The sequence below is a fragment of the Microbacterium sp. NPDC058269 genome, from assembly GCF_042881445.1.
GTDB lineage: Bacteria > Actinomycetota > Actinomycetes > Actinomycetales > Microbacteriaceae > Microbacterium.
The window spans coordinates 695,819-714,971 of the sequence record NZ_JBHVXT010000002.1; the positions used below are offsets into that span (position 1 = coordinate 695,819).

General features: G+C 67.2%; 23 protein-coding genes and 2 tRNA genes. 19 read left to right on the forward strand and 6 right to left on the reverse strand.

Annotated features, from left to right (window positions below; all coding sequences use genetic code 11):
* The first annotated feature begins 39 nt into the window (after positions 1–39).
* The 5 genes from ACFVWL_RS11705 (at position 40) to ACFVWL_RS11725 (ending at position 3,498) form a co-directional block, all read left to right on the forward strand.
* Positions 40–1,059 (forward strand): hypothetical protein, encoded by a 1,020-nt coding sequence (locus ACFVWL_RS11705; RefSeq protein ID WP_387182657.1) that lies wholly within the window; start codon positions 40–42, stop codon positions 1,057–1,059.
* A complete protein-coding gene (locus tag ACFVWL_RS11710) occupies positions 1,056–1,850 on the forward strand; it encodes an inositol monophosphatase family protein (RefSeq protein ID WP_387182660.1) in 795 nt (264 codons plus the stop codon). Before ACFVWL_RS11705 ends, ACFVWL_RS11710 begins: the two co-directional genes overlap by 4 nt.
* Before the next feature lie 121 nt (positions 1,851–1,971).
* Positions 1,972–3,249, forward strand: coding sequence for a peptidoglycan DD-metalloendopeptidase family protein (locus tag ACFVWL_RS11715; RefSeq protein WP_387182663.1), 1,278 nt, complete (start codon positions 1,972–1,974; stop codon positions 3,247–3,249).
* A 68-nt stretch (positions 3,250–3,317) separates the two neighbouring features.
* Positions 3,318–3,389, forward strand: a tRNA-Thr gene (locus ACFVWL_RS11720).
* 35 nt (positions 3,390–3,424) lie between these two features.
* Positions 3,425–3,498, forward strand: a tRNA-Met gene (locus ACFVWL_RS11725).
* 71 nt (positions 3,499–3,569) lie between these two features.
* Here the strand turns inward: ACFVWL_RS11725 and ACFVWL_RS11730 are convergent.
* From ACFVWL_RS11730 to ACFVWL_RS11750, 5 genes are all read right to left on the reverse strand, one after another.
* A complete protein-coding gene (locus tag ACFVWL_RS11730; RefSeq protein ID WP_387182666.1) occupies positions 3,570–4,280 on the reverse strand; it encodes an META domain-containing protein in 711 nt (236 codons plus the stop codon).
* A 178-nt stretch (positions 4,281–4,458) separates the two neighbouring features.
* A complete protein-coding gene (locus tag ACFVWL_RS11735; protein ID WP_387182669.1) occupies positions 4,459–5,286 on the reverse strand; it encodes a CPBP family intramembrane glutamic endopeptidase in 828 nt (275 codons plus the stop codon).
* 105 nt (positions 5,287–5,391) lie between these two features.
* Complete coding sequence (locus tag ACFVWL_RS11740; protein WP_387182672.1) at positions 5,392–5,691, reverse strand: hypothetical protein; 300 nt, start codon at positions 5,689–5,691, stop codon at positions 5,392–5,394.
* Between the two features lie 107 nt (positions 5,692–5,798).
* Positions 5,799–7,481: an MDR family MFS transporter gene (locus ACFVWL_RS11745; RefSeq protein WP_387182675.1), complete on the reverse strand. Its 1,683-nt coding sequence runs from the start codon at positions 7,479–7,481 to the stop codon at positions 5,799–5,801.
* The gene (locus tag ACFVWL_RS11750; protein WP_387182676.1) at positions 7,482–8,093 is read right to left on the reverse strand and encodes a TetR/AcrR family transcriptional regulator; all 612 of its coding nucleotides are present in this window, start codon (positions 8,091–8,093) and stop codon (positions 7,482–7,484) included. It abuts the gene before it with no gap.
* A gap of 178 nt (positions 8,094–8,271) precedes the next feature.
* Between ACFVWL_RS11750 and ACFVWL_RS11755 the strand changes: the two genes are divergently transcribed.
* The 5 genes from ACFVWL_RS11755 to ACFVWL_RS11775 all read left to right on the forward strand — a co-directional run bounded on the left by ACFVWL_RS11755 (position 8,272) and on the right by ACFVWL_RS11775 (position 10,630).
* The gene (locus ACFVWL_RS11755) at positions 8,272–8,709 is read left to right on the forward strand and encodes an Asp23/Gls24 family envelope stress response protein (protein WP_387182679.1); all 438 of its coding nucleotides are present in this window, start codon (positions 8,272–8,274) and stop codon (positions 8,707–8,709) included.
* A gap of 58 nt (positions 8,710–8,767) precedes the next feature.
* On the forward strand, positions 8,768–8,941 hold the full coding sequence (locus ACFVWL_RS11760) for a CsbD family protein (protein ID WP_028502239.1): 174 nt from the start codon (positions 8,768–8,770) through the stop codon (positions 8,939–8,941).
* Between the two features lie 122 nt (positions 8,942–9,063).
* The gene (locus ACFVWL_RS11765) at positions 9,064–9,630 is read left to right on the forward strand and encodes an RNA polymerase sigma factor (RefSeq protein WP_387182683.1); all 567 of its coding nucleotides are present in this window, start codon (positions 9,064–9,066) and stop codon (positions 9,628–9,630) included.
* The gene (locus ACFVWL_RS11770) at positions 9,627–10,247 is read left to right on the forward strand and encodes an Asp23/Gls24 family envelope stress response protein (RefSeq protein WP_387182685.1); all 621 of its coding nucleotides are present in this window, start codon (positions 9,627–9,629) and stop codon (positions 10,245–10,247) included. The genes ACFVWL_RS11765 and ACFVWL_RS11770 overlap by 4 nt, the downstream gene beginning before the upstream one ends.
* Positions 10,247–10,630 (forward strand): hypothetical protein, encoded by a 384-nt coding sequence (locus tag ACFVWL_RS11775; protein ID WP_387182687.1) that lies wholly within the window; start codon positions 10,247–10,249, stop codon positions 10,628–10,630. Before ACFVWL_RS11770 ends, ACFVWL_RS11775 begins: the two co-directional genes overlap by 1 nt.
* Before the next feature lie 66 nt (positions 10,631–10,696).
* Here ACFVWL_RS11775 and ACFVWL_RS11780 read toward each other — a convergent pair whose 3' ends face one another.
* Positions 10,697–11,545 (reverse strand): SDR family oxidoreductase, encoded by an 849-nt coding sequence (locus ACFVWL_RS11780; RefSeq protein ID WP_387182689.1) that lies wholly within the window; start codon positions 11,543–11,545, stop codon positions 10,697–10,699.
* A gap of 93 nt (positions 11,546–11,638) precedes the next feature.
* Between ACFVWL_RS11780 and ACFVWL_RS11785 the strand changes: the two genes are divergently transcribed.
* The 9 genes from ACFVWL_RS11785 to glmM all read left to right on the forward strand — a co-directional run bounded on the left by ACFVWL_RS11785 (position 11,639) and on the right by glmM (position 19,130).
* Positions 11,639–12,004 (forward strand): winged helix-turn-helix transcriptional regulator, encoded by a 366-nt coding sequence (locus ACFVWL_RS11785; RefSeq protein ID WP_387182692.1) that lies wholly within the window; start codon positions 11,639–11,641, stop codon positions 12,002–12,004.
* Positions 12,005–12,103: 99 nt separating this feature from the next.
* Positions 12,104–13,645: an APC family permease gene (locus tag ACFVWL_RS11790; protein WP_387182695.1), complete on the forward strand. Its 1,542-nt coding sequence runs from the start codon at positions 12,104–12,106 to the stop codon at positions 13,643–13,645.
* 2 nt (positions 13,646–13,647) lie between these two features.
* Positions 13,648–14,115: a ribonuclease E activity regulator RraA gene (rraA, locus tag ACFVWL_RS11795; protein ID WP_387182698.1), complete on the forward strand. Its 468-nt coding sequence runs from the start codon at positions 13,648–13,650 to the stop codon at positions 14,113–14,115.
* 43 nt (positions 14,116–14,158) lie between these two features.
* Entirely contained in the window at positions 14,159–15,007 is an 849-nt protein-coding gene (gene truA, locus ACFVWL_RS11800) for a tRNA pseudouridine(38-40) synthase TruA (RefSeq protein WP_387182701.1), read from the forward strand.
* A 1-nt stretch (position 15,008) separates the two neighbouring features.
* A complete protein-coding gene (locus ACFVWL_RS11805; protein ID WP_387182702.1) occupies positions 15,009–15,932 on the forward strand; it encodes a hypothetical protein in 924 nt (307 codons plus the stop codon).
* A gap of 12 nt (positions 15,933–15,944) precedes the next feature.
* The gene (locus ACFVWL_RS11810) at positions 15,945–16,613 is read left to right on the forward strand and encodes an endonuclease/exonuclease/phosphatase family protein (RefSeq protein ID WP_387182705.1); all 669 of its coding nucleotides are present in this window, start codon (positions 15,945–15,947) and stop codon (positions 16,611–16,613) included.
* Positions 16,614–16,797: 184 nt separating this feature from the next.
* Complete coding sequence (gene rplM, locus ACFVWL_RS11815) at positions 16,798–17,244, forward strand: 50S ribosomal protein L13 (RefSeq protein WP_047520838.1); 447 nt, start codon at positions 16,798–16,800, stop codon at positions 17,242–17,244.
* Positions 17,245–17,271: 27 nt separating this feature from the next.
* Positions 17,272–17,757, forward strand: coding sequence for a 30S ribosomal protein S9 (gene rpsI / locus ACFVWL_RS11820; protein WP_017828210.1), 486 nt, complete (start codon positions 17,272–17,274; stop codon positions 17,755–17,757).
* Positions 17,758–17,771: 14 nt separating this feature from the next.
* A complete protein-coding gene (gene glmM, locus ACFVWL_RS11825; RefSeq protein WP_387182709.1) occupies positions 17,772–19,130 on the forward strand; it encodes a phosphoglucosamine mutase in 1,359 nt (452 codons plus the stop codon).
* The last annotated feature ends 23 nt before the right edge of the window (positions 19,131–19,153 follow it).

The window sequence follows — 19,153 nt, forward strand, 5'->3', positions numbered from 1 at the left end:
GGCAGGATGAAGGCATCGCCGCTCGACGAGAGGATCGCCATGTCCCAGCCGGACATCACCACGCATCAGACGCAGGGTGAGAAGAAGAACATGTCGCTGCTCATCAGGGGCTCGCTGTGGATCGCCATCGGGGCACTCATCGCCGCGGCCCTCGTGTGCGTCGTCTGGGTGCTCATCGGGGATCAAGACGGGCTGATCGGTCGAGCCTTCCTCACGATCCTGCTGCTGGCGGCGTTCGCTGGCATCGCGATCCTCGAAGCCGGACTCGCGCCGAATCGCCCCGACTGGCTCCAGCTCGCCAGCATGGTGAGCTGGATCGTCGCTCTCCTCGTCGGCGCCGTGAAGATCTGGCTGCCGGACGACGGCTTCTACTTCGGTGCGGAGCGCTTCTTCCAGCTGCTCCTCGTCGTGGGCATCCTCCAACTCGCCCTGCTGCACGTGCGCCTGTTCACGCCGGCCGCTCAGCGATACGTCACGACGTTCACACGCGTGATCTACATCGTCACGATCACGTTCCTCGTCGGCCTGGTCGGGATGCTCGTGTTCTTCCTCGCCTTCCCCGACACGTTCCACTACGGCGAACTGTATTGGCGCATCGTGGTCGCGCTCACGATCCTGGTGGCGGTCGGCACGACGCTGATCCCGCTGCTGAACGCCCTCTTCGCGCCGAAGAAGAAGACGCACGCCGACCGCGCTGTGGCATCGGCGCCGTCCTGGCCCACCTACGCAGACGGCGTCACACCGCTCCCGGCCCTGCCCGATGCGTCTCCCGACTGGAACGCCTACTACACCGGGTACCCGACCATCGCTCAGCCACAGCAGGCACTCGCCCCGGCGCCTGCGTCGATGTTCCCCGTCGCACCGCAGCCAGCTCCCTCTCAGTCCACCCTGCCGCAGCCGGGTGCTTCGCCGTTCACGCAGCCCTTCGCGCCGACGTCCGATGCTCAGGGAGAGCATCTGGTGCCGCCGGCACCGACCGTGCAGCCGACGGCTCCTCCGCAGGAGCCTTCGCAGGCCTTCCCGCCGCCTCCGCCCGCGCCGCAGCAGCCTGCTCAGTGACGCTCGAACTCGAACTCCTCGAACTCGCGACAGACATCGCGGAGGAGGCTGGGCAGCTCGCTCGTACACGTCGACAGGAGGGGGTCCGCCTGGCGGCCACCAAATCGTCGCTGGCCGACATCGTCACCGAAGCCGACCGAGAGGTCGAAGCACTCATCCGCTCACGCATACGCGCAGCGCGGGGCGACGACGGTTTCCTCGGCGAGGAGACCGGCGCCGAGGTCGGCAGCAGCGGGATCACCTGGGTCGTCGATCCGATCGACGGCACCGTCAACTACGCGTACGGCATCCCGGCGTACAACGTGAGCATCGCCGCCGTCCGTGGCGAGCCCGATCCCGAGACCTGGGAAGCGCTCGCCGGGGCTGTCGACGCGCCGGCGCTCGGCGAGAGGTTCACCGCGGCCCGCGGTCATGGTGCCTGGGCGAACGGGAACCGTCTCGCCGTGACCGACGAGACGCCGGCGGGAGCGCTGCTCGCCACGGGGTTCGGCTATGACCCCGCCACCCACGAGGGCGACATCGCGACTGTCGCGCGAGTGATGCCGATGGCTCGAGACCTTCGGCGCATGGGTGCTGCGGCGCTCGATCTCGCCTTCGTCGCTGCAGGGCGCCTCGACGGATACTTCGAGCGAGGGCTTCGTCCGTGGGACTTCGCGGCCGGTGCCCTCCTGGTCGAGGAAGCGGGCGGTGTCGTGTCGCGACTCGACACCGAATCTCCGCGTCCCCTGCTGATCGCGGGCGGATCGGAAGTGCATGCCCGGCTATGTGCGATCCTCGACGAGAAACCCTGAACGATTCATGGCATTCCCAGACTGATCACGCTAGGGTTTATGCGATCGTTACTTTCGTCACCCGAAGGCGAAAGTGGAAGTTTGCGCCCCCCGAGCTTGACGTACGACCGAGAGAAACGCTTTGCCCTTCGAGAATTCCCAGGCTGCCTCTGCGCTCACGCGCCGGTCCAGCCGACTCCGCACAGCGGCCTCTGAGGCCCCCGCGGCGGGAACGACGGCAGCCATCTCTGCTGCAGAGTCCACCGCCATCGCCCTCGCTGCCGTCGCTCCTCTTTCCCGACGTGCCGCCCGCCAGCGCCAGACTCCCGACGAACTCGCCGCCGAAGCGCTGGTCGAGCCTTTCATCGCCGCGAGCCCCGAGCCGATCATCGCTGATGTTCCCGCCGCGCCCGTTGCGGCGGAGAAGGTCGAAGAGCTCGTCGAGACGGCAGGGATTCGCGACGACGCCGTCGCGCCGGAGATTGCTGAGCCCGTCGAGCGATCCGCTGGCGACACCCCGCAGGACATGCCTGGCGCAGACGCAGACGCGTTCGAGCGTGCATCCCGCGCTTTCCGGGCGACCGGTTCGGTGCGTACTGTTCGTGTCGACGACCAGTCGCAGGCGGAGCAGAAGCCGACAGATGAGCCGGTATCGTCCGCGCACGTGGCGCCTCGTCGCCCCCGTAGCATCCGCAAGGCCGTCACGCTCGGTGCGACCGTCGGCGTGATGAGCCTCGCCGGTCTCCTCGCCGTGTCGATGACGCTCCCCGCCGAGGCCGTTGCCGGCGTGCAGGGCGCTTCCGCCGCATCGATGTCACTGGTCTCGTCCTCCGCTGCCGAGGCGAAGGGGGCATCTGACGGTGAGATCCAGGCTTTCGTCGCCCCGTCCGGTGTCGAGAGTGAAACGCTCACGCGCGCTGACGACTTCAGCACGGTCTCGCTCGCCGAGGTCGCTGCCGAACAGGGCATCAACTACTCGGGGGAGATCTTCACCAACGACCCCGACGCCGCGATCCAGTGGCCGTTCCTCGTCGGCGTGGGTATGAGCTACGGGTACGGCATGCGCAGCGGGCGCCTGCACGAAGGCATCGACTTCGTCCCCGGCAACGGTGCGCCGATCCAGGCCATCGCCGACGGCACTGTCCGCATCGCGACCGAGCAGGGCGGGGCCTACGGCGTCACCGTCTACATCGACCACGTCATCGACGGCCAGGTCATCACGAGCCACTACTCGCACATGCAGTACGGCTCGCTGAACGTCAAGGCCGGCGACACCGTGACGGTCGGCACCATCGTCGGCAAGACCGGCAACACGGGCCGTTCCTACGGCGCACACCTGCACTTCGAGCTCATCGTCAACGGATCGACCATCGACCCGATGCCGTGGCTCAAGGCGAACGCGGGCCGGACGTCGTACTGACCGGCTCGATTTCATGAGGACGCCACAGTGATGGTATTCTCGTACGGTTGCCCCGCGAGGGGCAGCACGCCCCGATAGCTCAGTGGCAGAGCACTTCCATGGTAAGGAAGGGGTCGTCAGTTCAATCCTGACTCGGGGCTCGCAAGCATTCTTCTCACGCGGACGGATGCCTCGCGGCAGGGTAGCTCAGCTGGTTAGAGCGCACGACTCATAATCGTGAGGTCGCGGGTTCAAGCCCCGCTCCTGCTACAGATGAAGACCCCGGTTCGCCGGGGTTTTTCTGTTTCAGTCAGCGTGAGTCACCGCATACCGGCATCGAGTCAACGCGCCGGTTGCAGACCGCCGATGGGCGAATCCATGTCGCCGTTGACGAACATGTATCCATCGATGATGTCGGCCGAGCGCCCTCGGCCCAGCCACGTGTCGACGCCGTCGCAGGTGTTCGTCGTCTGGGGGAGGAGCGCTTCCAGTTCTATCCTGCCCGCGGGGTCCTGAGTCCACCGGCCGCTCAGATCGTTGCACCCGTCGTTGCCCGTGACGGTCCCGTCTGCGGAGAACCACAGGAACGGGGTGCCGTCGACGCTCGCCTCCCACGCTCCGACGGGGTCGGGGAGCGGCGGTGTCGTCTCGGCCGGGATCTCGCCGTTCGCGATGCTGTCGTTGCGTTCGTGCATCGGCGCCAAGCCGACCTGGAACATGATGCTGGTCACGATCGCCGACAGCAGTACGAGGATGACGCCGATCAGCGGAGCCCAATGCGCGGGCTTCCCCCGAAGGTGGAACACCACGGCGGCGACGACCGCGGCGATGAGAGAGGCCCCGACGGCCCACGGGTACACGGCTCGGGCACCGACACTGATGTCCAGGTCGCAGTCTCCTTCGCAGCCGACGGCGCCGAACGACTCGAAGATCTGCGCGAAGTACGTCACGACGAGGATCAGCGGAATGAGGACCCAGAAGCTGACCGCGAGCGCCCACCGGCCTGATCGGTCCTGGTCCGAGGCGCCGAACCGGGAGCTCTCTGCGTGCATGCGCTGAATCTAACATTCGTCCACGGACGACAGGGACGTCGGCCGTCCCCGGCGGGGCCTGTTCGGGACAGCGGGGACCCAGGGCTTGACCATCTGGCGCTCCAGCTGCTGCCCGTTCCGATTCGTCGAGGGCTTTCATCGCCCCCCGCGGCACAGGCGCAGACCGAGGCGTGGTGGGTCAGGCCTCGCCCCGCTCCTCGGCGAAGGGCGTCTTCGTGCTGTCGACGCGGCCGCGGATGAAGAAGATCAGGACGAAGCCCGTGACGATGACGGCGATGTTCCCGAGGCCGGCCATCCCCGTGAGGGCGCCCTCGGCCGGATGTGCAGTCTGCAGAAAGATGCTTGGATCGGTGCTGGCGTGCAGCAGGATCGGGGCGATGATCGTCCCGGTGACGCGGAGCGCGAAGTACATGAGGATGCCGAACGCGAAGGTGTAGACGAGCTGGAACGCGGTCGCGAACAGCGACTGGCCGTTCAGGAGGTTTCCGGCGTGGAGGCCGGCGAAGATGGCGGCGGAGATCACCGCGACCACGATCTCGCGGTATCCGGCCTTGCGGGCCAGGTTCACGACGAGTCCGCGAGTGAGCACCTCTTCGGCGAACCCGATGAGGAGTCCGGCGAGCAGCCAGCCGGCCACGACGTCGAATCCGACGTCGCCGTAGTCGATCGTCGCGAAGCGCAGGATGTTGAACAGCAGCACGACCACGATCGCGATCCACATCCATCCCCGACCACGGATCGGCTGCGGGCCGAAGACCTCGCTCCACCATCCGACCGACGCGATGAATCCGACGAGGAGCAGCCCGCCGACGACGAGGGGCAGGACGTAGTACACGACGACAGCGGCGGCACTGGTCGGGTCGTCGAGCTGGAGCGCGAGCGGAGTGAACGCGAGAGAAAGCAGGTCGTAGAGCACGAAGTACACGGCCGCGAGGACGAGCGCGCGCCACCAGCCGCCCTTCTCCCAGAACCTCTTCCAGGGGGACATGGCCGCGGGGGTCGACATGGGGAGCTCCAGACCGCCGGCGGTTGGGGGCGGCCGACTATCCGTCAGTTTGGCGCACAGCGGCGGGCGGCGTCCATCCGGAAGACCCGGGGAGTGTCGCGGGAGTCATCGGCGGAGCCCCCTCGAACCGCGCACCGGTGGAAGATGCGGGATCGGAATCGGGCGAGTGGCGCGCGAGCTGTCCTGGAACCTCCGCACGGCCTCGAGGACGTCGTCGGGCGAGGAGTAGCGCAACGCGAGTGGAAGATCGCGGCGCCACAGCACCTCCACCTCGGTCGGGGCATCCTCGAAGATCGTGCAGACCACTCGGCGGTGGTCGTTCTCCGGGTACTGCAGATCGTGGATCGCCCAGTCGGTCGCACTGACCTCGACCAGGGTGAACCGCCTATCAGGATCGTGCTCCATCATTCTCCTAGCTGTCCCCACGCTGAAGAATGCCCGATCCGGGGCCGGAAGAGGAGCCCCTTGACAGACGGCGGCCCCTGCCCCAAGCGGGGCAGGGGCCGCACGTCTCACCGCGCGACGGGGGTGGAGCCGGTATCCGCCGGGCGGGGCTCCGCAGCCGGGGACCCGCTCGGAACGGCATCTGCGCGTCCCACGCCGCGCTGTTCCGCCTCCAGTCGTTCCGCCTCGTCGCCGCTGATGGCCTCGCCGCGCGCGACGAGTCCGGCCTGGTCCGACAGCGGGATCTGCTTGAGGAACAGCGAGAGCAGGAAGGCGAGGACGATGAACGGCACGAGATACCAGAACACGGGCGCCAGAGCATCCGCGTACGCGGTGACGATCCCCTCGCGCACCTCGTCCGGCAGCGAGCTCAGCGTCGACGGATCGATCGTCGACGCGGCTTCGGACGCGGCATCCGGTGAGGCGCCGGCACTCGCGAAGACGCCGAGCAGGTTCTCGGTCAACCGTGTCGTGAAGATCGTGCCGAAAACCGCGGTCCCCAGAGACGCACCGACTTCGCGGAAGTAGTTGTTCGTGCTGGTCGCGGTGCCGATCTCGCCGGCCGGGACCGCGTTCTGCACGACCAGGACGACGACCTGCATGATGAGGCCCAGCCCGGCGCCGAACACGAACAGGAACACGCAGATCAGCCAGATCGGGGTCGACGCCGACAGCGTGGTCATCGAGACCATCGCGATGCCCGTGATGATGGTGCCGAGGATCGGATAGATCTTGTACCTGCCGGTCTTCGAGATCGCGATACCGGAGAAGATCGACGTGCCCATGAGGCCGACCATCATCGGAATCATCAGCAGACCGGATTCCGCCGCAGACGTGCCGGACGACATCTGCAGGAACGTCGGCACGAACCCGATCGCCGCGAACATGCCGATTCCGAGCACCAGCCCGATCGCGGTGGCGTTCACGAAGATCGGGTTGCGGAACAGACTCAGCGGGATGATCGGGTCCTGCACACGCGACTCCGTGATCACGAATGCTGTCGCCGCGACGACCAGCCCGGCGCCCCACGCCCAGGTCGCGAGCGAGTCCCAGCCGAACTCCTTGTCTCCGCCGAAGTCGGTGAAGAAGATCAGGCAGGTGGTGGCGATGGAGAGGAAGATGACGCCGAAGATGTCGATCGGCTTCTCGGCCTTCTTGCTCGGCAGCTTCAGCGCGACCAGCGCGATGATGAACGCGGCGATCCCGACGGGGATGTTGATGTAGAACGCCCACTGCCACGTCAGGTGGTCGACGAAGTATCCGCCGAGGAGCGGGCCGGCGACGGCCGACAGCCCGAAGACGGCGCCGAGCGGTCCCATGTACTTGCCGCGCTCGTTGGCCGGCACGATATCGGCGATGATCGCCTGGGACAGGATCATCAGCCCGCCGCCGCCGAGGCCCTGCAGGGCGCGGAAGACGACGAACATCCAGAAGTCGGTGGCGAACGCGCAGCCGACCGAAGCCAGGGTGAACAGTGCGATCGCGACCAGGAACAGGTTGCGTCTGCCCAGCACGTCGCCGAACTTGCCGTAGATCGGCATGACGATGGTGGTCGCCAGCAGGTAGGCGGTGGTGATCCACACCTGGTGGTCGACGCCGCCGAGTTGTCCGACGATGGTCGGCATGGCGGTGGACACGATGGTCTGATCGAGGCTGGAGAGCAGCATGCCCGCGATGAGGGCGCTGAAGATGATCCAGATGCGGCGCTTCGTGAGCAGGAAGGGCGCATCCTTCGTGGCGGTGGCGGACATTCAGTGGTCTTTCTGTGACGGCGCGTAGAGGGAGCGGGCGAGGTCGAGGCGTCGGGTGATGAGGTCGGCGAACGGCTCGGTGGACTGGTGGTGCAGGAGCTGGTCCATGCTCAGGCGGACCAGTGCGCCGACGGTGTGCACGATGACGGCGGCCCGGAGCTCGGCATCCGGTGCGTCCTCGATGCGGCGGCCGACCAGGCTCATGTCGCGCCGTTCGTTCTTCGCGAGCTGCTCGAAGGCGGCCTTGAGCAGTCGCGGCTCCTGCTCGATCACCGCGAACATGGCAGGAGCGTCCTCGACCGGGTTGAAGAGATCGAAGCGGCGGATCGTCAACTGGATGAAGTCGTCGAGGAGGTCTCCGTGCTGGGTGGCGAACTCCTCTTCGAGTGCCTCCTGGCGGGAATCGATCGTTGCGAACCCGAAGACCGCGTTCTCTTTGCTCTCGAAGTAGTTGAAGAACGTGCGCCGGGACACTCCGACCTCACTGCACAACTCCTCGATCGTGAACCCGGCGAAGCCCAGTTCGGTGGTGAGGCGGCGGGCGGTGTCGGTGAGTGCGCGAGACGTCTCGCGCTTGCGCTGCTCACGCAAAGAATCTGCACTGTCGCTCATGGAGTGCAATATTGCACTCTTAACCTTGGAGTGCACTGAGAGCAGCTCGCTGTGCCTGCTCTGAAACTTCTTTCGACCAATCTGTGACATCTGTCGCCTGGCATACGTCCTAGTGGTGGCGTCGCCGACCGCGACCTGCGTCCGCAGCGCGGACGGTACACGGAAGAAGGAACTCACGATGACGAACACGACAGGTGGCGCTCAGCCCGAGATCCAGGTCGTCTCCCCGGTGCAGGGGGCTGCAGTGGGGACGACCACGATCGAGGATGCGGTGGTCGCGAAGATCGCCGGTATCGCCGCACGTGACGTCAGCGGAGTCCATGCGCTCGGCGGGGGCGCCGCGCGCATGGTGGGCGCTATTCGGGATGTGCTCAACACGACCGACCTCTCGCAGGGGATCAGTGTCGCGGTCGGTGAAGCACAGATCACGGTCGACGTGACGATCGTCGCCGAGTATCCGGTCTCGCTGCAGAAGGTTGCGGACGACGTTCGCGCGGCCATCCATCGGGACATGGTCGAGCTGGTCGGGGTCGGAGCTGTCGAAGTGAACGTCACCATCGACGACGTGCACGTGCCCTCGGATGACGAGGACACGGACGAGGCCCCCACCGCATAGGAACCTCGTCGAGGACTCGGCCCCGAGACTCGGGGTCGGTAAGGGAGAAGGAGAAGCCATGAGCGCTGAAGACAAGATCAAGGCCGCAGCGGAGAAGGTCGCCGGCAAGGCGAAGGAGACCGTCGGCAAGGTCGTCAACGACGACAAGCTCGTCGCCGAGGGCAAGGCGGAGCAGGCCAAGGGCAACGTCCGCGATGCCGCCGAGAACGTGAAGGATGCGTTCAAGAAGTGATGAGGCGGGGGAGAGGCCTGCGCGGCCTCTCCCCGATCTCTCACAGGTGCGTGAGAAATGATCCGATCCGGCGGGGCATCTGTTCCGAATCCCCCAGGGGATCGGATCGAGGGGTGGGGTAGATGGAAGACGAACGCTTTCGCACAGCACTGGAACATGCCGACGACGGCATCGTCGCCGGACGCGCGATGGACGGCGATGTCGAGGCTTTCGCAGTACTCGTGCGCAGGTACACGCCCATGATGCGCGCGTACACGCAGCGGATGCTGAACGCATCGGCCGACGTGGACGACATCGTGCAGGAGTCGTTCGTCACCGCGTGGCAGCGGTTCGGCGAACTCGACGATCCGGCCAAGGTGAAGAGCTGGCTGATGCGGATCGTCAGCCGGAAGGCGGTGGATCGCATCCGTGCGACCCGACCGGCGGTGGACATCGACTCGATCGACCGGCCTGCTCCGCTGCATGCCTCCCCGACCGCGGTCGTCGAGGCCCGTGCGGGTGTCGCGGCCCTCGGAGCCGCGCTTCGTGAGCTGCCGGATGCGCAGCGCGAATGCTGGGTGTTGCGCGAGATCGGCGGGTACTCCTACGAGGAGATCTCCGAGGAACTCGACATCCCCGTCTCGACCGCGCGCGGACTGCTGGCGCGGGCCCGAAAATACATGATCGTACGGATGGAGGAGTGGCGATGACCGATGAGAGAGAGACTCACGACGTCCGCCGGCTCGGCCTGGAACCGACCGATCTCGACGGGCACACGCTCGACGAGCTCACCGACTATCTCGATGCGGGACGACAGCCCGCCGATCGCTCGATCGACGAGTCGCCCGGCTGTCAGATGGCGCTGGATGCGTTGACGCGGCTGCAGGGGCTCGGTGCTGAGCTCATCGCCGCGGAAGCCGCCGCCGAACCTCCGGTCGACGAGAACTGGGTCGATCGCATCCTCAGCGGTATCGCGATGGATGCCCGCGCCGGACGGCGCATCCCCTTCGAATCCCCGGATCCGCGGGTGGATCTCGCGATCACCGAGGGAGCGGTGCGTGGCCTCATCCGTTCTGCGGAGAACGCCGTGCCCGGCCTCCTCATCGGGCGATGCCGACTCGACGGCGACGTGACGCAGCCGGGGACTCCGATCCGCGTCGAGATCGACGCGAGCGCGCTGCACGGACAGTCGATCCCGAAGGTCGCCGCTGAACTGCGAGACGAGGTGGATCGCAGTCTGCGCGCGCACACCGAGTTGAACGTCGTCGCGATCGACATCGCGATCCGAGACATCCGGGAGGTGTCGTCGTGGGCGGGGGAGAGCTGATGGAGGCGGAAGAGCGTGGCGAGCTCGCCGCGGCGATCGAGGCGACCCTGCGGTCGACTCCTGGCGTCCGCAGCGTCTATCGATCCGGGTCGCTGATCTCCCACCTGCTGCGTGCGGGGGCCGAGGCCATCGGCGTGCGCAAAGACGACGAGCCGATCGTCTCGGTGGCCGCCGCCGGTGACGGGGTGGCGGTGGAAGCGACGCTCGGCGTCGACGCGGGTGCGAGATCGGCGGACATCCTTCATGCCGGGCACGCGGCGGTCGACGCCCTGCTCGGTGCGCGAGGTGTGCGGCGCGAGAGCATCACCCTCACCGTCGCCCACGTTCAGGCCTCCGCGCACGTTGAGGCCGCCGAGCGCACGCAGCCGAGCGCGGCGTCCTGAGCCGGCATTGAACCACCGAGTGCCGCCGTCCGGGGGGATGGCGGCACTCGGTCTTTGCCGCAGGGGTCAGGCCGAGACGGCGCGCAGCCCCTCGACGAGCGGGGTCGTCGGGCGACCGATCAGTCGTGCCAGCGTGCCGTCGGTGTCGCCGAGCGCGCCGTCCTTGATGCCGGCGTCGAGGGCCGCGACGAATCCGGCCGTTCCCTCGTCGAGGCCGGCCTCGCCCAGGGCGGCGAGCTGGTCGTCGAAGCCGAGCGGCACGTAGGAGACCTCGCGTCCCGTCACTTCCGCGAAGGCCGCAGCGAGGTCGGAGTATGTCCAGGCGACGTCGCCGCCCAGCTCGTAGACCTCCCCGATGTGGCCGTCTTCGAGTGCCACCACGGCCGCAGCGTCGGCGAAGTCCTTGCGGCTTGCCGAGGCGACACGCCCCTCGCCGGTGCCTGCGGCGAGCACGCCCGTCTCGGCGGCGCGAGCGAGGTCGGCAGCGTAGTTCTCGGTGTACCAGTTGTTGCGGAGGATCACGGCGGGCAGGCCCGCGGCGACGATGAGCTCTTCCGTGGCCTTGTGCTCGGGCGCCAGGATCAGGTCGCTCGTCGTGGCCTTCGGAGCGCTCGTGTAGACGAACTTGGAGACGCCGGCGGCCTTGGCGGCCTCGACGACCGCCTGGTGCTGAGCGATGCGCTGGCCGACCTCGGAACCGGAGACCAGGACGACGGTGTCGACGCCCTCTACGGCAGCGGCGACCGATGCGTGGTCGGTGTAGTCGAGGTGTGCGACGCGCACGCCCAGATCGGCGGCCTTGGATGTGTCGCGGGCTCCGGCGACGATGGACTGCGGGTCGGCGCCACGCTCGAGCAGGCTGGCGATGATGAGGCGGCCGAGGTTGCCGGTCGCACCGGTGACGAGGATGGTCATGAGGGTCCTTTCGTAAGTGACATCTTCGACAACCCGCGGGTGGGTCTGCGGCATTCCGATCTGCGGGTACCCACTTTGAAGTAAGGTACCCACATGACGGTTAGTTTCGCGCAGATAAAGGAATCCACTCCATTCGTCTTCGATCAGAACTGCGGCACGCGCGTCGTCCTCGATCACATCATGAGCAAGTGGGGAGTGCTCGTGCTCTCCTGCCTGTCCGATGGGACCCACCGCTGGGGCGCGCTGCGGCGGGAGGTCGACGGCATCAGCGAGAAGATGCTCGCCTCCACCCTGCGCACGCTCGCCGACGACGGGTTGGTGCACCGGGAATCACTTCCGACAGTCCCTCCGCACGTGGAGTACAGCCTGACCCCGCTCGGGCGCGATCTGATGGAGCGGATGCTGCCCCTGATGGAGTGGGTGGCCGATCACGCCGACGGCATGCTCGAAAGGGCCTGATTCCACGGATTCCGTCGTCAAGGCACATTCTGGGCTTCGGATTCGGATGGTGGAAGAAACCCGTTGACGCGATAACCGTGGTGGCTCTACTGTTCTGACATGGCAGCAACGACGCCGATTCATCTGGAACGACCCGACGGCAAGGGTCTGGCTGCGGGAACTCTGGGACTCTGGGGCTCGACCGTCATCGGTCTCGCCTCGACGGCCCCCGTGTACTCGCTCGTCGCGACGCTCGGCTTCGTGGTGCTCGCCGTCGGTGCGCAGGCGCCGATCGCCTTCATCATCGCCTTCGTCCCGATGCTCCTGATCGCCTTCGCGTACCGCGAGCTCAACAACGCGGTGCCCGACTGCGGCACCACCTTCACCTGGGGGACCAAGGCGTTCGGGCCGTGGGTGGGCTGGATGGGTGGCTGGGGTGTCGCGGTCGCCGGCATGGTCGTGCTGGCCAACCTCGCACAGATCGCCTCGGTCTACTTCTGGTCGTTGATCGGCCAGGACCTCGAGAACGACGACTGGCGGGTCGTCGTCGTGGCCGTGCTCTTCATCGCGGCGATGACGTGGGTCAGCTGGCGCGGGGTCGAGATCGGCGAACGCATCCAGAACATCCTGCTGGGGATCCAGTATCTGGCGCTCGCGATCTTCGTCGTGACCGCGCTGTGGCAGTTCTTCGCCGGCACCGCACCCAACCCCACCCCCTTCGACTGGGAGTGGATGAACCCGTTCGCGTTCACCGACTGGTCGGGATTCACCGAGGCCATCCTGCTCGCGCTGTTCATCTACTGGGGCTGGGACACCTGCCTCGCCCTGAACGAGGAGACCAAGGACCCGAAGCGCATCCCGGGCCGCGCCGCGCTGCTGACGACCGTCATCCTGTTGTTCACCTACGTCGCCGTGACCATCGCCGCCATGATGTACGCCGGACTCGGCGAGGACGGCACGGGCCTGGGCAATGAGGCGAACGCCGACGACTTCTTCCTCGCGATCAAGGACGGCCTGCTCGGCCCGTTCGGCTGGGTGCTGGTGGTCTCGGTGATCATCTCGGCGATCTCGTCGACTCAGACCACGATCCTGCCCACCGCCCGCGGCACGCTCGCGATGGGTGTGTACCGCGCTCTGCCGGCCCGGTTCAAGGACGTGCACCCCACCTACAAGACGCCGTCGTTCTCGACCATCGTCATGGGCGTGGTCGCCTCGGTCTACTACGTCGGCATGACCCTGATCAGCGACAACATCCTGCAGGACTCGATCCTGTCGCTGGGGCTCGCGATCGCGTTCTACTACGCCATCACCGGTTTCGCGTGCGTCTGGTACTTCCGCAAGGATCTGACATCTTCTGCCCGCGAGTTCTTCTTCAAGGGCCTGTTCCCGTTGCTGGGCGGACTCATGTTGGCATGGGCGTTCATCCAGTCGGCGATCGACATGTGGGACGTCGACTACGGATACACGGTCCTGTTCGGCATCGGCGGCACGTTCGTGATCGGTGTCGGCTCGCTGGCGTTCGGCCTGGTGCTGATGTTCGTCTGGTACCTGTTCCCGCGGTCGAAGCGGTTCTTCCGCGGAGAGAGCCTGAACCGCGAGACCCAGGTGATGGTGCCGGACGAGCCCGCCGTGACGATCCGCTCGATCGACGGAGGCATCTGAGGATGCCGGTCGCCACAGCCGATCTCTACGACGAGCTCGAAGAGGGTATCCAGTCGCTCTCGCTGCAGCTGCGTTCGTTCGGAGGACGGTCTGCCTTCGACGGGCCGATCCGCACCGTCCGCTGCTTCGAGGACAACGCTCTCGTGAAGTCGGTGCTGGCGACACCCGGTGCGGGCGCCGTGCTCGTGGTCGACGGCGGGGGCTCGATGGAGACGGCCCTCATGGGAGATCTGATCGCGGCATCGGCGGTGGCGAACGGTTGGGCGGGCGTCGTGATCAACGGCGCCATCCGCGACCGCGTCGCGATCGATGCCCTCGACCTCGGGGTCAAGGCGCTGGGCACCAATCCGCGCAAGAGCGCGAAGCTCGGCGCCGGCGAGGTCGATGTCACGCTCGTGATCGGGGGAGTGGTGTTCCGACCCGGTGCGCACCTGTACAGCGATGAGGACGGGATCCTGGTCGAACGCTGAGGGTCGCCCGGTGACGCGGGGGCGCTTGTCCTAGGCTTGCTGCGTGCGCATCCGGCTCGACATCGCCTACGACGGCACCCACTTCCGCGGGTGGGCGAAGCAGCCGACTCTCCGCACGGTGCAGGGCACGCTGGAAGCGGCGCTCGCACGCATCGTCGGCTCCGACGTGCAGTTCGTGGTCGCCGGCCGCACCGACGCCGGTGTGCATGCGAGCGGCCAGGTCGCGCACGTCGACCTCAACGAGAAGCAGTGGGCGCGCATCGAGGCCCGGCAGGGACGCGCGCCGCTGGAGCCCGCCGAGACCATCGCCGGACGCATGCGGGGTGTGCTCGGTGCCTATTCGGATGTGACGGTCGCCCGGACGTCGATCGCCCCCGAGGGGTTCGACGCCCGATTCTCCGCCGTCTGGCGGCGCTACCGCTATCGTCTCGCCGACGGGCAGTCGGGATACGACCCGCTCCGCCGCCACGACACGACCATCGTCCGGGGGCGCCTCGACGAACGGGCGATGGACGCCGCGGCGCGAACGCTCATCGGACTGCACGACTTCGCGGCGTACTGCAAGCCTCGCGAGGAGGCGACCACGATCCGCACCCTGCTCGACTACCGCTGGGAGCGCGATGCCGACGGCGTGCTCGTCGCCGAGGTCAAGGCCGACGCGTTCTGCCACAGCATGGTGCGGGCACTCGTCGGCGCCTGCGTGGCCGTCGGCGAGGGGCGCCTCGACGTCGACGACCTCGTGGTGCTCCGCGACGCGCTCGCCCGCACCAGCGAATTCAAGGTGCTGGCGGCTCGCGGGCTGATACTCACCGAGGTCGGCTACCCCGCAGACGAGTTGCTCTCCTCCCGCGCCACGCAGACCCGCGCCCGTCGCGACGGAGCGAGCGGCTGAGATGACGGCGCCGACCGGCGGCCGGCCGAACGCGTTCGCGGAGGCTCTGCGGGCGGCGGTCTCCGAGCGCGGTATCACCCTCGCCCGCCTGCGTCAGCAGCTCGCCGACGACGGCAACGTCGTATCCATGGCCACGCTCAGCTACTGGCGTTCGGGGGATCGGCAGCCCGAGGGCGCCCAGTCCCTCGCGGTCATCCAGGGCATCGAAGACCGCCTCCGACTGCGCCGCGGTCATCTGAGTGCCCTGCTCGGGCCGTCCGCTCGGCTCGGTGCGGTCCCGCCTCCGAGGCTTCCCTTCGACGAGGAGCGCGAGAACCGGGAGACCGAGGAGACCCTGGTCGCGCTGCGGTCGTCTCCCCAGGAGAGCCTGCGGGATCTGTCCACCCAACTGACGGTGCAGGTCGGTGCGGACGGCGCCGTGGCGAGCATCGTCATGCGCTCGCTCGTCCAGGCCACCCATGGCGTGATCACTGAGCTCCCGCTCATCGATGTCGCCCCGGAGGAGACCGAGGTGCTGTCCGTGATCTCGGACGTCATCGGCGGTCGCGTGGATCGCGGATACCTGCATCCCGGGCATCTCATCTCCGGCGTCGTCATCGCCCTCGACGAGCCGATCACGGTCGGCGACACGACGCTCATCGAGTTCACCGAGTCGTTCCCGCCCGGGTACCCGGCTCGTCAGTCGGCGTGGCACGCGACCTCTCGTCCCGCTCGCGAGACGCTCATCTGGGTGCGGTTCCCTCCCGACGCGCCGCCGAGCTGGTGCGAGGAGTACGTCGAGACCGAAGACGACTACGCGTGCGTGATGCGGTCGGTGCGTGGCGGATCCGTGCACGTCGCGCGCCATGGATTCGGCCCCGGTGTGCTCGGCATCCGCTGGGGGTACGACGGCGATCCGGAGCCGGGGCACAGCGGGGACGAGTAGCGTGGAACGGTCATGAAGGTCATCTCGTACAACCTCCAGAAGCACCGGGCCGCGGGCGAACTCGCGTCGCTGGTGCGCGAGCACGACCCCGACATCCTGTGTCTGCAGGAGTGCGACGTGCCCGAGCTGCCGGCGCAGATCGGCGATCTCGTCCTCGCCGATGCGACGCAGGGCAATCGTCTCGGGCTCGCGCTGTTCTATCGCGCCAGCACGTTCCACCTGCAGGCGATCCGCATGCTCGGCCTCAAGAAGTCGCTGCACGACCGCATCGCGAAGCCGGCGCACGAGCGCGTGCTCGGCGCGCGGCTGCGCGACATCGACGACGGTCAGGACTTCATCGTCGCCTCGTTCCATGCCGCGCCGCTCACCGCGCTGAACTCGCTGCGACGCCACCAGATCCGAGCGGCGCTCACCGAGCTCGCGGCGCTCGGCGAGGGGCTGCCTCAGCTGATGGTCGGAGACTACAACTACCCGATCTTCAAGGAGAACCTCGGTCAGGCCGTGCGCGACCACGGGTACGCCCTGTCGCTCAGTGACGATCACACCTACACGCGCTATCGCGTCTTCCGGGGGCACTACGACTTCGCCACCTCGACCGGGTTCGAGATCGAGCGCATCACTACCCTGCCGCAGGGGGCGAGCGATCACCGGCCGATCCTCGTCACGGTCTCGCCCGACTGAGGTGCTGGTTTGGGCATACGGTCCGGCGTGGCGTATGATTTCTCTTTGGTGCCTTTCCCGTTCGCGGAAAAGGGGCATCGTCCGAACGTGAGCCCTCCACTGGCGTGTTCCTCCCCCTCGGGAAGAACCACCCCGGAGTGGGATTCACGAACTTCTCCGTTCGACACAAGAAAGCAGCACTATCGTGACGCGCACTTACACCCCCAAGGCTGGCGAAGTCCAGCGCGATTGGGTCGTCATCGACGCCACCGACGTCGTTCTCGGCCGTCTGGCTTCGCACGCCGCTACGCTCCTGCGTGGCAAGCACAAGCCGACCTTCGCCAACCACATCGACTCGGGTGACTTCGTCATCATCGTGAACGCAGAGAAGGTCGCGCTCACCGGTCAGAAGCTCCAGAAGAAGCTGGCTTACCGCCACTCCGGTTACCCGGGCGGCCTGAAGTCGGTCACCTACGCCGAGCTGCTCGAGAAGAACCCGGTCCGCGCTGTCGAGAAGGCCATCCGTGGCATGCTCCCCAAGAACAGCATCGGCCGCCAGCAGCTGTCCAAGCTCAAGGTGTACGTCGGTGCCGAGCACCCGCACGCCGCGCAGCAGCCGACGCCGTACACCCTCGACCAGGTCGCCCAGTAAGCGCCGTAAAGACTTAAGGACATACTCGTGGCTGACATCCAGGACACCACCGAAACCCCCCAGAACTTCTCGACGTCGACTCCCGAGACCGACGTGGTCGAGGCGGCTCCCCGCCCCGTCCTCAGCGTCCCGGGTGCCGCTGTCGGCCGTCGCAAGCAGGCGATCGCCCGCGTGCGCATCGTCCCCGGCTCGGGCACGATCACGGTCAACGGCCGCACGATCGAGGACTACTTCCCGAACAAGCTGCACCAGCAGCTGATCAACGACCCGTTCACCGTGCTGAACCTCGCCGGTGCATACGACGTCATCGCGCGCATCTCCGGCGGAGGCCCCTCGGGCCAGGCCGGTGCGCTTCGCCTCGGCATCGCCCGTTCGCTGAACGGCATCGACGAGGAGAACAACCGTCCGACCCTGAAGAAGGCCGGCTTCCTCTCGCGCGACGCTCGCGTCAAGGAGCGCAAGAAGGCTGGACTCAAGAAGGCCCGTAAGGCGCCTCAGTACTCGAAGCGTTAAGGTCAACTGCTCCGATGCCGATCTTTGGCACGGACGGTGTGCGAGGGCTCGCCAATGGCATCCTCACCGCCGACCTGGCGCTCACCCTGGCCCAGGCGACTGCTGTCGTCCTGGGCCAGGGCCGTACTGCGGAGGCTCGCAAGGCCGAAGGCAAGCGACTCACCGCAGTGGTCGCCCGGGACCCCAGGGTCTCCGGACACTTCATCGCCGCGGCCGTCGCCGCCGGTCTCGCCTCCTCTGGAGTCGACGTGCTCGAGGCGGGGGTCATCCCGACGCCCGCTCTCGCATTCCTCGTCGCCGACCGTGACGCCGATTTCGGTGTGATGATCTCGGCGTCCCACAACGCCGCGCCCGACAACGGGATCAAGATCTTCGCACGCGGGGGTCGAAAGCTCCCCGACGTGGTCGAGCTGCGCATCGAAGAGGCCATGGCCGGCGACAAGCTGCGCCCGACGGGTGCCGGCGTCGGTCGCATCGACCGGTTCTCCGACGCGGAGGACCGCTACGTCGTGCACCTTCTCGGATCGCTCCCGAATCGTCTGAACGGCATCCACGTGGTGCTCGACTGCGCCCATGGAGCGGCATCCGGTGTCTCACCGGAGACGTTCCGTGACGCCGGGGCGGAGGTCACCGTCATCGGCGCCGACCCCGACGGCTGGAACATCAACGACGGAGTCGGCTCGACCCACCTCGACAACCTCGCGGAGGCGGTCGTGCGTCTGGGAGCCGATATCGGAATCGCCCATGACGGTGACGCCGACCGCTGTCTCGCCGTGGACGCCGAGGGCAAGCACATCGACGGCGATCAGATCATGGCCATCCTCGCGCTGTCGATGAAGGAGCGCGGGCACCTCACCGATGACACGCTCGTCGCGACGGTGATGAGCAACCTCGGTCTGCACGTCGCGATGCGCGAGCACGGCATCACCGTCCGACAGACCGCTGTCGGAGACCGCTACGTGCTCGAGGACATGAACGAGGGCGGATATGCGCTCGGCGGCGAGCAGTCCGGTCACGTCATCATGAGCGAGTACGCCACCACGGGTGACGGCATCCTCACCGGCCTCCACCTGGTGGCCGAGATGGCGCGGCAGAACAAGTCGATCGCCGAGCTCGCCTCGGTGATGACCGTCTACCCGCAGGTTCTCATCAACGTGCGCGACGTCGACAAGGATCGCGTCTCCGACGACGAGGTCGTGCAGCAGGCCGTGCGCGATATCGAGACCGAGCTGGGCGATTCCGGACGGGTGCTGCTGCGCAAGTCCGGCACCGAGCCGCTCGTGCGCGTGATGGTGGAGGCTGCCGACGCGGAATCGGTGCACGCCTATGCCGGACGCCTCGCAGAGGTGGTCCAGGAGCGCCTGTCGCTCTGACCCGAACAGATTCCGAAACGGCC

What these genes read in the sequence shown, in the direction of transcription:
- ACFVWL_RS11785 (WP_387182692.1), top strand. Translation starts at nt 11,639, where the DNA reads ATGACGGTTAGTTTCGCGCAGATAAAGGAATCCACTCCATTCGTCTTC.
- ACFVWL_RS11705 (WP_387182657.1), top strand. Translation starts at nt 40, where the DNA reads ATGTCCCAGCCGGACATCACCACGCATCAGACGCAGGGTGAGAAGAAG.
- ACFVWL_RS11745 (WP_387182675.1), bottom strand. Translation starts at nt 7,481, where the DNA reads ATGTCCGCCACCGCCACGAAGGATGCGCCCTTCCTGCTCACGAAGCGC.
- ACFVWL_RS11810 (WP_387182705.1), top strand. Translation starts at nt 15,945, where the DNA reads ATGAAGGTCATCTCGTACAACCTCCAGAAGCACCGGGCCGCGGGCGAA.
- ACFVWL_RS11775 (WP_387182687.1), top strand. Translation starts at nt 10,247, where the DNA reads ATGGAGGCGGAAGAGCGTGGCGAGCTCGCCGCGGCGATCGAGGCGACC.
- rraA (WP_387182698.1), top strand. Translation starts at nt 13,648, where the DNA reads ATGCCGGTCGCCACAGCCGATCTCTACGACGAGCTCGAAGAGGGTATC.
- ACFVWL_RS11760 (WP_028502239.1), top strand. Translation starts at nt 8,768, where the DNA reads ATGAGCGCTGAAGACAAGATCAAGGCCGCAGCGGAGAAGGTCGCCGGC.
- ACFVWL_RS11790 (WP_387182695.1), top strand. Translation starts at nt 12,104, where the DNA reads ATGGCAGCAACGACGCCGATTCATCTGGAACGACCCGACGGCAAGGGT.
- ACFVWL_RS11740 (WP_387182672.1), bottom strand. Translation starts at nt 5,691, where the DNA reads ATGGAGCACGATCCTGATAGGCGGTTCACCCTGGTCGAGGTCAGTGCG.
- ACFVWL_RS11750 (WP_387182676.1), bottom strand. Translation starts at nt 8,093, where the DNA reads ATGAGCGACAGTGCAGATTCTTTGCGTGAGCAGCGCAAGCGCGAGACG.
- ACFVWL_RS11735 (WP_387182669.1), bottom strand. Translation starts at nt 5,286, where the DNA reads ATGTCGACCCCCGCGGCCATGTCCCCCTGGAAGAGGTTCTGGGAGAAG.
- ACFVWL_RS11755 (WP_387182679.1), top strand. Translation starts at nt 8,272, where the DNA reads ATGACGAACACGACAGGTGGCGCTCAGCCCGAGATCCAGGTCGTCTCC.
- ACFVWL_RS11780 (WP_387182689.1), bottom strand. Translation starts at nt 11,545, where the DNA reads ATGACCATCCTCGTCACCGGTGCGACCGGCAACCTCGGCCGCCTCATC.
- ACFVWL_RS11770 (WP_387182685.1), top strand. Translation starts at nt 9,627, where the DNA reads ATGACCGATGAGAGAGAGACTCACGACGTCCGCCGGCTCGGCCTGGAA.
- ACFVWL_RS11765 (WP_387182683.1), top strand. Translation starts at nt 9,064, where the DNA reads ATGGAAGACGAACGCTTTCGCACAGCACTGGAACATGCCGACGACGGC.
- ACFVWL_RS11805 (WP_387182702.1), top strand. Translation starts at nt 15,009, where the DNA reads ATGACGGCGCCGACCGGCGGCCGGCCGAACGCGTTCGCGGAGGCTCTG.
- ACFVWL_RS11730 (WP_387182666.1), bottom strand. Translation starts at nt 4,280, where the DNA reads ATGCACGCAGAGAGCTCCCGGTTCGGCGCCTCGGACCAGGACCGATCA.
- glmM (WP_387182709.1), top strand. Translation starts at nt 17,772, where the DNA reads ATGCCGATCTTTGGCACGGACGGTGTGCGAGGGCTCGCCAATGGCATC.